We start from the raw sequence: 13,107 nt of genomic DNA, 5'->3' as shown, positions 1-13,107 counted from the left end.
GGAGGAAGAGATATGAAAAAATCGCGGGTTATTTCTTTGATTGCTTCCTTCATTTTAGGGCTTGCTTGTTGCTTTGTTATTCCCGTAATAACCGATGCAAGTGGCAATGGTGGAGCAGTTAAGACAAATGGAGTTATAGGTTTCTATGAGGAAGATGTGAGTGAAAGTAGTACTTCAGAAAGTAGCTCATCAGATAGTGAAACTTCTGAAACCACACAATCAACATTGCCGCCAACCGGCGGCACATCAAAACCATCCGGTAAATTCCCTTCAACTGGTGAGTTGGTGAAAAACAGCTTAACAATCAGTGGTATAGCGTTGCTTGTTATGGCAGTACTATTCCTGATTTGGAAAAGGAAGAACAGAGAAGGGGGAGTTAATAGATGAAAAATAAATCTTTAATTTCTGTTGCTGTTCTTTTGAGTATGTTCTTATTAGAGAGTCCAGAACTGGTAAGTGCGGAATCTGATTTAGCAAACGGTGGAGCGGCAATTGAATTTTCCAATACGGATACTGACACAGAAATTGATGATATCCGTGATCCGGAAAATCCAGGTGTTTCTGTCGATCCAGGTGATAGTCCTAGTACATCAGGTCCTTTACGTATTGATTTTGTTCCGCAGTTGAATTTTCACGTCAATGCGATTTCAAATGAAAATGTGTCTTACCCAGTTAATGCTCAGTTGTTTTTAGATGGTAAAACAGAAGCTAGAGGAAATTTTGTTCAAATTTCTGACTATCGAAAAACAGCTAAAGGCTGGCAACTACAATTACGCCAAGATGGTCAATTCAGAAACCCAGATACAAAGAACAGTGTCCTCAATGGTGCAGTATTGTCCTTTGATAAATCATGGACAAATTCTGTCAACAAGGACAGCGTTACTTCTCCGATTGTTTCGAAAGAAATCATTCGATTAGAAAATATTGGAGACACGTATAATCTGGCAACTGCTGAAGAGGGTGATGGAACTGGTACTTGGAGTATTAGTTTTGGCGCATCTGCTGATAATCCGGCAGATATGATCTCTACGCTGACTCCTAAAGTTGATAAGAAAGGCAATCCAGTATTGGATTCGGTTTTTAACAACCAACAAGTGCATGAAAATAGTGCTATTCGTTTGTCCATACCGGGAAAGACAGAAAAAGATCCGGTCAATTACACAACGGTGTTAACTTGGGTATTAGCCGAGTTACCATAAATGAAACACACACACAATTATTTATTAGGAGGAAACACAAATGAAATTGACACACAAATTATGTGGTGCAGCATTAGTTGCTGCAGCAGGTGTAGCATTAGCTGTACCAAATACTACTAAGGCCGTAGATACTGACACTCAACAAGGAAATGCCTACGTTGAGTTCACACGTGATTCAAAACGTGATGATGACAAAACGCAAATCACTGAACCGGGAACTACAAGTGGTAGTAAAGCAACAGATTTAGATCCTGATTTCCCACCGAAAAACCCAGGAGATTTCGGTATCATCTATGTAACACCATTGAACTTTAAAGATCATGCAATTGTAAACAACACAGTAAAAGAAGAGTATTTTGCAGCACCGTTTACAGGGAATGCAGCGGGTGCAGACAGATGGGATTCTCCAAACTTCGTCAAATTTGTGGATGATCGTCAAACATTGAACCATAAATATTCTTTATCTGCAGACTTGCAAACGCAGTTTACGACAAAAGTTGAAAACACAGATAAAACATTGGATGGAGCTACACTAACATACAATAACATGGGAATAAAATCTGTAGATAATCCTGTGTTCTATTCTACAGATAATGAGTTCATAAATGGAGCTACAATTGCTTGGGATGGACAAGACTCTACAAAAGTAACTATGTATAACAACAAGGATGCTGACAAAGGTATCGGTATCTATGAGTTAGTTTTTGGTGATGATGATAAAAATACAGCAGCAGAATCAGTGAAGCTAACAGTTCCTAATACAACAATGGTCTACAATGGTAAATACACTGCTGTTATCCAATGGACAATGGAAGCAGTTGCGTAATCATTTTTTTAGCGAATGAATGAGATAATTAAATTTCGTTAAACTAGATAGAATCTGTCGGCTTTTAGTAAGTCGGCAGAATTCTTTCTATTTTAGTTAGGAGAGGTAGTGAAGTGATGAGTACTAAGAATAGAAAATTTGGGCCATTTATCCTTCTGTACATAGTGTTATTTTTTATTACAGGAACAACTACATATGCAGAAGAAACAACTGCTGAAGGTGGCGCAGATTCTTATGGGGCATTCAATTATAGACTTGTTGTTCCGGAGAACCAGCACGATCGGGAAGCGGCTTATTTTGATTTGATGATGACGCCGGGCCAACAACAGACGGTTCAAATTGAGTTGGAAAATGCGTCTGATCAAGAAATGACCATTGCTGTTTCTTTGAATGGAGCGAAAACCAATCGGAATGGTGTTATCGAATATGGACCATCACCAATGGAAGATGATAAGTCATTAAAATTCAAGTTTAAAGATTTAGTCAAATCAGAGGAGAAGGTAACGATCCCTCCTCATACAATTGTGCCGTTAGATATAAATATCGCAATGCCTGAAACCTCTTATGATGGTATTCTAGCGGGAGGGATTCAGCTAAAACAAGTAATTAAAAGAGATGAATCTCAAACGGGAATCATCAATGAGTACGCATATTTGATTGCTTTGGTATTAAGAGAAAATGAAACGCCAGTTGAACCGGATCTTGAATTAAACGATGTATCAGCTGGTTTAGCGAATTATCAAAATGCCGTTTTTGTCAATTTTTCAAATACGCAAGCAGTCATTTTGGATGATATGACTGTAAGTGTGCAGATCTCTCCGAAGGATTCAGAAGAAGTAATTTATGATACCAAAAAAGCAGGCATGCGCATGGCGCCAAATTCTATGATCAATTTTCCCGTCAGTATGAATGGGGAAAGGATGGAGCCAGGAGATTATAAAGCGCATATTATTGTTACTTCCAGAGAACGTAAATGGGAATGGACAAGAGAGTTTACGATTACAGATGAAGAAGCGGATAAGTTCAACGGTCAGGATGTTTATTTGGTTCAAGAAAAAGGAATTGATTGGAAGCTGATTGCCTTACTTGCCGCAATTGCTTTTGTTCTTCTATTGAGTATTTTCTTCGCCGTTAGAAAAGTGCGAGAAAATAGAAAATCGAGTAAAAAACGGAAGAAGAAACTGACGAAGAAAAAGTAATTGATCAATCTGAGTAACAGTAGGAGGAAAAAGAAATGAATTTGAATATGAGTGTGCTGGATATGGCCTTCATAGGGTTGTTAGCGCTAGCCATTCTCCTACTTTTGTTTGCTGTTTTGTCTGTTATTTTAGGGATTAATACTGGTAACCGCTTGAAAAAGCTACAGCGAAGACGTCCTAAGGCTAAGAAGAAAAGAAAAGGATGGAAACGTGCTTGTGCAGCATTGAAAAAGAAACGAAACTCCTCCTTCAAAAATAGCGTTCTTCTGATTGTATTAGCGTTACTGTTTGGTGCCAGCGGATTTTATGCTAGATATTATCAGCTCACGAATATGAGTACAGCAAATACAACTGCTTTGTCCAAAGGGTATTATTTATTGGATGAAACAGAACAGCAGTTTGAAAGTTTGAAAAATGGTGCCAGTCCTGAAAAAACGTTAAATAATTTTCGAGAGTTGAGCTCTCAGTTGGTTTCTGTGGGAATGGAAACAGCATATGGTGGAATGAGTTCAGATTACCAGAAACTGTTGAATCGATATTTTGATCAAGTGCGGAAATTAGGGATCAATTTGGGGGCACAAAACTTGGAGTCTTTGCAAAATACGGGAAATATTGATTCATATGTTGAGGATATTACGAAAATAAAAGAACGTCAAAAGAAAATAATTGATGAATTTGAAGTGAATGAAAGTGCTTTGCAGCAGAAAAAATAAGAAGCAAGGTGTAAGGGATGAGTGATTCACGGAAAAAAGAAAAAAACAGAAAAAAACGTGATAATTCAGAAAAAAGAGAAAGCACGAAAAAAAAGTCTGGAAAGAAAAAACGACGAAACGTTCAACAAGCCAAGAAAAGGTCTGGTCAAAAAACAAGAAAAGTAACTGATAAAAGGAGAAAAGCCAATAGTTCTGTACGACCAATTAAAAAGAGGTCGAAAAAGAAATGGAAACAGAGGAAGGCTATTCTTATTGAACTTGGTATTACGTTATTCTTATTCCTGATAATGATTGCTGTTTTATCAAAATTTACATTTACAACAATCAAGGTGGATGGTTATTCTATGTCAGAACAGGTCAATGACAAGGATCGACTGTTTATCAACCGACTCAAAACGCCAAAACGTTTTAGTTTGCTTGTTTTCAAAAATGAAAAGGGTGAACAGGTGGTACGTCGAGTGATTGGGCTACCTGGTGAGCGTCTCTATTATGAAGAAGATCAGTTGTTTGTGAATGAATCCTACCAAACAGAACGTTATCTGGAAAAGGCGGTAAGTATAGCCAATCAGGGAAATATGCGTTTTACTGAGGATTTTACGTTGAAGCAACTCACTGGAGAAAACAGTGTGCCGGAGGATAACTATTTCGTTTTAGGCGATAACAGACAATACTCTACAGATAGTAGGCATTTTGGCTTTGTCGATAAGAAAGAAATTATTGGTGTTGTTGAATTTCGGTTTTTCCCATTCCACACATTATCTGGATTTTAAGAAGTTGAGGAATAGAAGATGAACACGACAAAATTTAAATTTAAACGTCCTGGAAATCTTAGGAGAGAAAAGCAGAAACGAGTGATTCTTTCTGCTTTCTTCTTTCTGTTTTTAGGCGGGTTGCTTGCGGTATTTTTAATAACTATTCGACCGCATCAAATTGATGGAGTCTCTATGGAACCGACTTTACAAAATGGAGATCGATTGTTTATTAAGAAAACACAGCAACCGAAAAGATATGAGTTGATTACTTTTTATCCAAAAGAAAACCCAAGTGATTCATATGTGAAGAGAGTGGTTGGGCTACCTGGGGATAAGATATATACGGAAGGGAATGCATTATATATAAATCATCAGATGAGAGAGGATCAAGCACTTCGATCGGATACGAAAGCAAAGGATTTGCCGGATGGTACCTTGAAGGTGACGATTACGAAAAATGTCTGGGATATATTAGTGGATATAGAAGAAATTCCAGAAGATGTGTATTTTGTTCTAGGTGATAATCGAAATAATTCCACAGATAGCCGTCACTTTGGATTTGTTGAAAAAAAACAAATAGAGGGAGTCGTCATGTTTCGATATTATCCTTTTGATTCTATAGGATTTATCAACTAATTTAACTGATACGAGAGGTTTTTTATGATAAAAAAATGGATGAGCTTTATAAAGAAAAATGGACTGTTTTTGCTACTTAGTTTTTTGATACCGGTAGTGGTGATGATTGCTGTATATGCGCTGAATGATATTTATTTTGGCAGTGACAGAACGATATTGGCGAGCGACAGCTTTTCTCAATATTCGAATTTCCATGCTAGTTTCAATAATGTGTTGAAAGGTGAACAAAATATTTTTTATACATGGTATGGCTCTTTAGGATTAAACTACTGGGCTTTTTCAGCCTATTATCTGAACGGGATATTTACTCCACTCGTTGCGCTATTTAGTAATGGAGCTATGCCAGATGCTTTATATGTGATCACGTTGGTAAAATTTGGATTTATAGGGTTGTCATTTTGGGTGTTTGCGTATAATACATTCAAGAAAACATCCAAATGGCAATTGTTAGCCTATAGTTCAGCTTATGGGTTGATGGGGTATGCGGTCGCTTATTCAGAAGTAATCATGTGGCTAGATACCTTTGTTTATCTTCCTTTGATTATACTCGGGATTCATCGAGTGATGGATGAAAAGAAACCCTTACTTCTTTTTATCAGTTACCTATTGTTGTTTGTATCGAATTTTTATATGGCATTTATCGTAGGTGTCTTCTCTTTCCTATATTATTGGGCGAGGCTAGCTACAGATCCAAAACGGTATAAAAAGAGTATCTTGTCCTATTTGCTTACATCTCTGTTAGCTGGTGGAGCCTCTATGATAACTATTCTGCCGACTGTTCTGGATTTAAAAAATAATGGGGAAGGAATGGACTCGCTGACGCAGCTTTGGACTTATGATACGGGTGTATGGGATCTTGTTGTGAAAAATATGGTAGCTGTTTATGATACCAGTAAATATGAGGCTGCGCCATTCATCTATATCGGCTTGTTTCCATTGTTGTTTTTTCTTTACTATTTTTCAACCAAGAAAATACCTTTAAGAAATAAACTTGTGTATGGCAGTTTGTTCTTATTGCTGATAGCTAGCGTGTATGTCAATCCATTGAATTTATTTTGGCATGGGTTGCATGCACCCAATATGTTTCTATTTCGCTTTAGTTTCCTTTTTTCCTTTTTGATTATTTTGCTATGTGGCTATGGTTTTGAAGTGTTTCAGAAGGAAGATACAAACCATATTATTAATCTTATACTCCTTATGGGCGGTATATTTTTAGCTGCTGTTCTGTTTTCAAATAAGAAACGGTATGACTATATTACGGATTTGTCCTTGTATCTGACCATTGGATTCTTAGTCCTGTTCCTCATTCTTATACTGTTGAAAAGGAAAAATGGGCGTTTTCAACAATTATTTCCGTTGTTATTGCTAATGGTGATGATTACAGAGGCTTCATTTAACGCGAATGCTTTGATTGAAGGAATAGGGGTGGAGTGGGGCTATCCAACCAAGGAAATTTTTAACTATGATGAAAGGCATGAAGCAACAAGAGCGCTTGTTGATATGACCAAGAAAGAAAATGCCAATTTCTATCGATTGGAAAATTTGGATCGACTTACATTAAATGATAGCTTTAATTATGGATACAGTGGTGTCTCGATGTTCTCGTCTATTCGTAATCGTCATTCTTCTGCGTATTTGAATAACTTGGGGTATCGATCATCAGGAAGTAATTTGAATATAAAGTATGAAAATAACACCTTGTTAATGGATTCGTTATTGGGAGTAAAGTATAACATTTCGGAATCAGATGTGATGAAATTTGGTTATACCAAAATAAAGGAAGAGGGAAAATACGCCCTCTATGAAAATAAACTGGCATTGCCATTGGGGATTTTGACCGATGAGGAAATTTTTGAAACGGACGCTATTAAGAGCCAAAGTGGGTTGTTTAATCAACTGTCTGGTTTGGAAGAAACGATGACACAGGTCATTGAGCCTAGAGTTGTTGAAACAGACAATATTACTGTAACAGAAGCTGATGGTGCGGTAACCTATACAGAAATAAGCCCTACAAAAGGCAAGAAAGTTAAATGGGAAGTGTATGTGCCTGCAAACCAACAAGCGTATCTGAGTCTGTATCCTGCAACATTTTCTTATATGGGAGAATGTAATGTTGAAGTGACCGTCAATGGCGTGAAACGAGTGAATAACTTGGCTTCTACAGGGCAATATTATAATTTGGGCTACTATGAAAAAGGGACAGCTGTTACAGTTACTGTTTCATTCACTGGAACACGCGTAGTAAAGCTGTATCAACCGGATGTTTTGCTGCTTGATACACAAAAATTCGAGAACGCTGTGAAAGAAATGTCTAAAAAGGGTGTAGACATCAAAACTTCCGGGAGAAGAGCGACTGCTGCAGTAAGCCTTGATGAGGCTCAAACGTTGTTTACAACGATTCCGTATGACAAGGGGTGGAAAGCTTATATTGATGGAAAAGAGGTTGAAATGCCGAATCTTAAGAAAGCATTCCTTACATTGAATATTCCAAAAGGAAGTCATAAAATTGAGTTTGTTTTTCTCCCTCAAGGATTCAAAATTGGTGCTATTCTTTTTGGGAGTTGCATCGCATTATTTATTGGTTATTGCGGTTGGTTATACCGTAATAGAATAAGCAGAGAGGAGCAGCAAACAGTATGAACAAGAAAAGCGTAGGCTGTTTTATGGTGATAGTTCTATTTTTCTTAGCTGGTTGTCAAGCGAAATTATCAGAAAAAAAAGTAACCTTTAAAAGTTCATCGTATGCTTATCAATTTCAATTGCCGGATAGTTGGGATAAGCAGGATGAAAGTAGTTATAAGGGAGAATATGGGAATCAAGCCATTTTTGGTGCGGAAGATAGCATAAGTAAATCAGAGATGTTTATTCAAGCTTCGTCACTATCAGAGGTTGATTTAACGGATTTTGGCGCTAAGACTAGAAAGAACCTTCAAGAAATTTATGACTATAGTAAGCTAGATGACATTTATATGAAGGAATATGAAGTAGGAAAGAATCAAGCCTATAAGTACACTCTGAATGGTCAGCACGAAGGAGACAGTGTCTGGGTGCATTGCTATTATGTGATAACAGACAATGAATTGATTGAGTTCATCTTCTATTCTGCGGATGATAACAGATTTGAGGAACGGGTGGAAATTATTGATGAATCAGTCAGTACTTTGACTGAAAAAGAACCGTTGGAGTCAACGGCTGATGAAGAGGTAACGACGCCATCTCAAGAATCGAAGGAAGAGAAGTCTTCTGAAACTATGGTTGAGAATAAGGAAATGTCAATTGCAGTAACTGGCTATCGAAATCTTACTGTTGGTGATCAAGCGTATTTAGCTATTCGATATACTGTGACAAATAAGAGTGAATCTGAACTTGAACCGCTTGTTTGGTATGAAAAAGCGAAAGTGAAGCTTGGGGATGATGTGTTGGCTCAAGCAGATTTTCCAAATGATGATGCTGTTGGAAACTTAAAAGTTTTAGCAGAAGATAATACAAAAAAATTGAAAAAAGGCGAGACGGGCAACGGGTTGGCATTTTACTCTATATCTACCGATGAGGAAGATAAGGCCTATGTAGAATTTTTGGAGTCGGAATTTGAGCAGGCGGAACCCATTGGATTCGATTTAAGCAGATTCAATTAGAAAAGAGGAGACAAATTTTGAAGAAAAGTACATTATTCTTTTTTAGTTTACTGTTACTACTGATTTCTGGCTGCGCTCAAAAAGAAAATACGATTAAAAGGACTGATTTGGCAGACGGCGATGAACTACTGGCCAATTCCTTTGAGAGGGAAAATGGCTTTTCAGTATATAGCTTGCCAGAATTAGAAAGATCTGAAGCAGAAGAAGTAGTAGAAAACGATCTTGAGTTGAAGCTTTCTGGATTTGTGGATCAGATAAGCGAGTTAGTGGAAGAACATCTGGTTACAGAAGAACAAAAGAAGACGGAAGAGAGCTGTTCCATCTCCTCGATGAGTGGAGAAGCAAGCTATATTCATTCTTTTGCGGTGAAGAATAAAGAAGAACTCTATCCTATAGCAATGTCAAGTCAAGTAAAATACGTTTTTAATAGTAATAAGAAGAAAGCGTATTTTGATAGGTATAAGTTGAAAATCGACAATAGCGCAATAACTGGGAAATATAATGGCACTGATTTGGAAGGTTTTGTTCTAGCGCTTGGGAAAATGATTAATATACCGGAGGAAGATATCCTAGGTGAATTGCAAGTGACGTTAGGAAAAACAAAAGAAGAACTGAAAAATCAGCAAATTGTTTTGTATGATACGTATGATAAGGCGAAAGAGAAAAAAGGCTTAGGAAAAAAGATCAAGCTTACGTATGCAGAGAATGGAATTTTAGCTAAAATCCAAGTGTTTTTACAGGATTATTACCAAGCGTAATTGAATTAGAAAAGGCAGCTATTCGGCGAGTTCTATGGATAGCTGTTTTTTTTGTTGGTAAATATGGGAGATGTTTTCGTTTACGCATTTTTTCACTAAGAAGAAGTTGAAGTTTTATGAACATTAACGTTTGTTAGTTGTTATTTTTTAACTAAAAATGTTATTTATGTATCATTGATGATTTTATAAAATCTTTTTCTTTTCAATTGTGTAACGTTGATTTTATGCGGTTTTTATGTTATTCAATGGAAGAAATAACTTACTGATTTATCATTGTTTTAGTTTGTTTAATAAAAAAGTGATAATACAGATGTTATTTATTGTGGTAGTATATAAGAGTAAAGAAAATACTCGTTTTTTGAAAGGATGAATGTTAATGAAGAAAAGAAGTCTTGCGGGAATGCTGGCTTTAGGGTTTGCCGGTGCAATGTTTATAGGAGCTAGTGATGCTTCAGCAGCACAAGTACTAACTGGAAATGTCGATTTGAAAGGTGCAGATTCTACCATTGTTGTGGAAAATGGTGTGAGCTTGCTTAAGACAAAAAGTGCTACGTATGAATTAACAGAAGATAGCATGATCTATAGTTCTAAAACATTGAAATTAACGTTGAATAATGCATCGCCAGTAAATATTGATTCTATTTATACTAAAAACCATCTGAAAATTTACGGAAACGGTGAATTGAACGCAGATGCAGAAGGTCAATTTGGTATTAATGTAGGTGATGACCTGGTTGTTGATTCTAAGAGTAAAGCAGTAATTAATTCTAAAGGGAATGAAGCTGGTGTACGCACTTCTTCTCAAATTGAGCAACATGGTGGAACAATCAACGCCTACGGAAAACAATATGGTGTTTGGGTGAAAAATGACGTACAGACTTATACAGGTGCTGTATTGAATGCGAACTCTGAAGAAAAATTCGGTGTATATGCCGGAGAAGATGTTTTTGTACGTTCAGGTTCTAAGTTGACTGCTGAAGGTGAATTGGCTGGTATTTTCACTGGTGAATTGATCAAAGCAGACCATGAAGGTAGTGTAATCACTGGTATTTCACGTAACTTCAATAGTGGTTATGCAGCGTTGCATAACTCAACTACGCTTCGTGCAAGATGTGGTGGTTTAGTTCGTGAAGTATACCAAAACCCAACAATTGTTGTAGACAAAAAAGATGGCATCAAAGTTGAAGATATTACACAAGTTGGTTGGCATTTGAAAAATGCTAAAAACTACACTTGGACATCTGACCCTGCTGGTTTAGTTGAGTTGAACAATGGCAGACTATACAGTAAAGACGGTGCGCCAATGAACATGACGATCACTGGTACTCGTACAACTGGGTTCTACGCAATCGTTAACAAGTACGTGAAAGAAGAATCTGTATGGTTGACTTACAATGGTACTCATCAAGTTGTTTTTGAAAATGCTAAAACAGCGAATGAAGTGACCATCACAGTAAACTATCATATCGATATTGATGGTGACGGTGAATACGATCAAGTAAGTGAACCAAAAGAATTCAAATATGAACCAGGTTCACCTGTGTCTGTAATTGATTTGAAAGAGGGACATCCGTTTTCGGATGGTGTGAGCTTTGTTACTGGAACTGTAACGGAAGATTTTATTGCTGAAGAAGATAAAGAGATTGATTTTTACTTCGAAGGTGATGCTGAGTAATTGGAATAGAAAACAGAAATCGACTGAAGGGTCGTTTTCTGTTTTTTTGTTATTTAATTATTTTTTGTGCATTTGTTTGATTATGAGTTTGTTTGTTTTATAAAAAATAACATGATTTTAAGTAATCTATTAATTTCTTTTAGATGTTTATAACATACTTTTTTATCAATTGTTTCTATGGTCTTATAAAAAACGTGATAGATAATAAGTTATTTATTGTGATAAAATTTATATGTGTGTTAAAAATATTTGTTTTAAATGAAAGGATGGAGAAGATGAAAAAGAGACATCTTGCGGGAATGCTGGCTTTAGGATTTGTCGGAGCATTGTTTATCGGCGGACAGGAATCCTCTGCAGAAGTTTTGAAAGGCTCAATTGATTTAAAGGGTGGAACGACAACAATTGTTACAGAAAACGGAGTCAACGTACTAAAGAAAGGAAAAAAATCGTATGAGTTGACCGAAGAAACAGTCATCTATAGCTCTTGTGCACTGACAGTGAACCTGAATAATACTCTTCCGGTAAATATCGATTCTATTTACACAAAGAGTTCCCTATATGTGAATGGGAATGGTGAACTGAATGCTGACACAAAACAAGGTCAGTTTGGGATCAATGTAGGCGGCTACTTCAAACCATTCTATTGCAGTGGAAAAGGAAAAATCACTGCAAAGGGAAATGAAGCAGGAATCCGTGTCCACAACGAGATTCGTATGAAAGCAGGTACTGTAGAAGCTTACGGAACAAATTATGGTATCTGGTGTAATAACGATATCAAGCCTTTCCTAAGCTCAGTTCTCAAAGGAACTGCAACGCAAGGAACAGGAATCTGGGCGTATCGTGATATCTATGCATGGACTGGCGCAACAGTTGTCGGTGAAGGAAAAGTTTCCGGTGCACGCTCAGCGATTGCACATATTCAAGCAGAAGGTAAAGGAAGCTCGATTACTGGTATTTCTAATGATATCAACAGTGGGATTGCTGCATTGCAAGCTGACAAAAAAATGCTTCGTGCATACTGTGGTGCTGTAGTTCGTGAAGAGTATAGAAAACCAACTTTTGAGCTCAGTTTTGAAACACCAGTATTTGTAACAAACTACAAGTCAGTAAAACGGAATATGAACAATATGAAGAATTACAATTGGACATCTGAACCTGGTGGGGTCTACTTGAATAACCAAGGTGGGCTATTGGCAGATCCTGCAAAAGGCACCCCTTCTTCAATGAGAGTAGTCGGTACACGCCAAGCAAAAAACTGTTGCATTGTTAACTATGGTGTGAAGTGTGAGCCAACACAATTGAAAACTTGTGGTGTACACCAAGTAATTTTCTCAGAAGCGCCAACAGCATTTACAGTAACAATTACAGTGAATTATTGGATTGATTTAGACGGGTCTGGTGATTATATATTGTATAAAACAGAGTCTCCCAAATACAAGCTTGGAGAAATGGTTTCTATTGAGGAACTGAAAGCGAAACATCCATTTGCTGATGGTGTCAGTTTTGTAGAGGGACATCCTGTAAGCGATTTTGAAGCAACTGAGGACGGAACTGTGAACTTGTATTTTGAAGGCGACATAATAACGAAAAAATAACCTTTTTTTGAGACTGAAAAAATTTTCAGTCTCTTTTCTTTTCTAAAAAACCTCCTACAAATATATCTTTTACTAATTGGAAAGGGATACAAGACTTAAGACGAGTAAGAAATACATCT

The 13,107-nt window shown here is 37.0% G+C and carries 12 protein-coding genes; all 12 read left to right on the top strand.

The window, feature by feature from the left end:
* Window positions 1-12: 12 nt before the first annotated feature.
* A complete protein-coding gene (locus A5888_RS10740) occupies window positions 13-387 on the top strand; it encodes an LPXTG cell wall anchor domain-containing protein (RefSeq protein WP_086349710.1) in 375 nt (124 codons plus the stop codon).
* Window positions 384-1,199 (top strand): WxL domain-containing protein, encoded by an 816-nt coding sequence (locus A5888_RS10735; RefSeq protein ID WP_086349711.1) that lies wholly within the window; start codon window positions 384-386, stop codon window positions 1,197-1,199. Before A5888_RS10740 ends, A5888_RS10735 begins: the two co-directional genes overlap by 4 nt.
* 40 nt (window positions 1,200-1,239) lie before the next feature.
* Window positions 1,240-2,025, top strand: a complete 786-nt coding sequence (locus tag A5888_RS10730; protein ID WP_086349712.1) for a WxL domain-containing protein — start codon at window positions 1,240-1,242, stop codon at window positions 2,023-2,025.
* Window positions 2,026-2,141: 116 nt separating this feature from the next.
* Complete coding sequence (locus A5888_RS10725) at window positions 2,142-3,224, top strand: DUF916 and DUF3324 domain-containing protein (protein WP_086349713.1); 1,083 nt, start codon at window positions 2,142-2,144, stop codon at window positions 3,222-3,224.
* 35 nt (window positions 3,225-3,259) lie between these two features.
* Entirely contained in the window at window positions 3,260-3,937 is a 678-nt protein-coding gene (locus tag A5888_RS10720) for a hypothetical protein (protein WP_086349714.1), read from the top strand.
* Between the two features lie 17 nt (window positions 3,938-3,954).
* Entirely contained in the window at window positions 3,955-4,707 is a 753-nt protein-coding gene (gene lepB, locus A5888_RS10715) for a signal peptidase I (protein ID WP_086349715.1), read from the top strand.
* Between the two features lie 18 nt (window positions 4,708-4,725).
* Window positions 4,726-5,325: a signal peptidase I gene (lepB, locus tag A5888_RS10710; RefSeq protein WP_086349716.1), complete on the top strand. Its 600-nt coding sequence runs from the start codon at window positions 4,726-4,728 to the stop codon at window positions 5,323-5,325.
* Between the two features lie 24 nt (window positions 5,326-5,349).
* Complete coding sequence (locus tag A5888_RS10705; RefSeq protein ID WP_086349717.1) at window positions 5,350-7,965, top strand: YfhO family protein; 2,616 nt, start codon at window positions 5,350-5,352, stop codon at window positions 7,963-7,965.
* Window positions 7,962-8,960, top strand: a complete 999-nt coding sequence (locus A5888_RS10700) for a DUF5067 domain-containing protein (RefSeq protein WP_086349718.1) — start codon at window positions 7,962-7,964, stop codon at window positions 8,958-8,960. Before A5888_RS10705 ends, A5888_RS10700 begins: the two co-directional genes overlap by 4 nt.
* Window positions 8,961-8,977: 17 nt before the next feature.
* The gene (locus A5888_RS10695; RefSeq protein ID WP_086349719.1) at window positions 8,978-9,718 is read left to right on the top strand and encodes a hypothetical protein; all 741 of its coding nucleotides are present in this window, start codon (window positions 8,978-8,980) and stop codon (window positions 9,716-9,718) included.
* A gap of 376 nt (window positions 9,719-10,094) precedes the next feature.
* Window positions 10,095-11,393 (top strand): carbohydrate-binding domain-containing protein, encoded by a 1,299-nt coding sequence (locus A5888_RS10690; RefSeq protein WP_086349720.1) that lies wholly within the window; start codon window positions 10,095-10,097, stop codon window positions 11,391-11,393.
* Window positions 11,394-11,668: 275 nt separating this feature from the next.
* A complete protein-coding gene (locus tag A5888_RS10685) occupies window positions 11,669-12,988 on the top strand; it encodes a hypothetical protein (RefSeq protein ID WP_086349721.1) in 1,320 nt (439 codons plus the stop codon).
* The last annotated feature ends 119 nt before the right edge of the window (window positions 12,989-13,107 follow it).

The organism is Enterococcus sp. 9E7_DIV0242, from assembly GCF_002140975.2.
Taxonomy (GTDB): Bacteria; Bacillota; Bacilli; order Lactobacillales; family Enterococcaceae; genus Enterococcus_L; species Enterococcus_L clewellii.
The sequence above is the reverse complement of the archived record's forward strand: the minus strand, read 5'-3'. Positions and strand labels throughout refer to the sequence as shown.

Coding starts and splice junctions, on each gene's coding strand:
- A5888_RS10740 (WP_086349710.1), top strand. CDS start 13: ATGAAAAAATCGCGGGTTATTTCTTTGATTGCTTCCTTCATTTTAGGG.
- A5888_RS10735 (WP_086349711.1), top strand. CDS start 384: ATGAAAAATAAATCTTTAATTTCTGTTGCTGTTCTTTTGAGTATGTTC.
- A5888_RS10730 (WP_086349712.1), top strand. CDS start 1,240: ATGAAATTGACACACAAATTATGTGGTGCAGCATTAGTTGCTGCAGCA.
- A5888_RS10725 (WP_086349713.1), top strand. CDS start 2,142: ATGAGTACTAAGAATAGAAAATTTGGGCCATTTATCCTTCTGTACATA.
- A5888_RS10720 (WP_086349714.1), top strand. CDS start 3,260: ATGAATTTGAATATGAGTGTGCTGGATATGGCCTTCATAGGGTTGTTA.
- lepB (WP_086349715.1), top strand. CDS start 3,955: ATGAGTGATTCACGGAAAAAAGAAAAAAACAGAAAAAAACGTGATAAT.
- lepB (WP_086349716.1), top strand. CDS start 4,726: ATGAACACGACAAAATTTAAATTTAAACGTCCTGGAAATCTTAGGAGA.
- A5888_RS10705 (WP_086349717.1), top strand. CDS start 5,350: ATGATAAAAAAATGGATGAGCTTTATAAAGAAAAATGGACTGTTTTTG.
- A5888_RS10700 (WP_086349718.1), top strand. CDS start 7,962: ATGAACAAGAAAAGCGTAGGCTGTTTTATGGTGATAGTTCTATTTTTC.
- A5888_RS10690 (WP_086349720.1), top strand. CDS start 10,095: ATGAAGAAAAGAAGTCTTGCGGGAATGCTGGCTTTAGGGTTTGCCGGT.
- A5888_RS10685 (WP_086349721.1), top strand. CDS start 11,669: ATGAAAAAGAGACATCTTGCGGGAATGCTGGCTTTAGGATTTGTCGGA.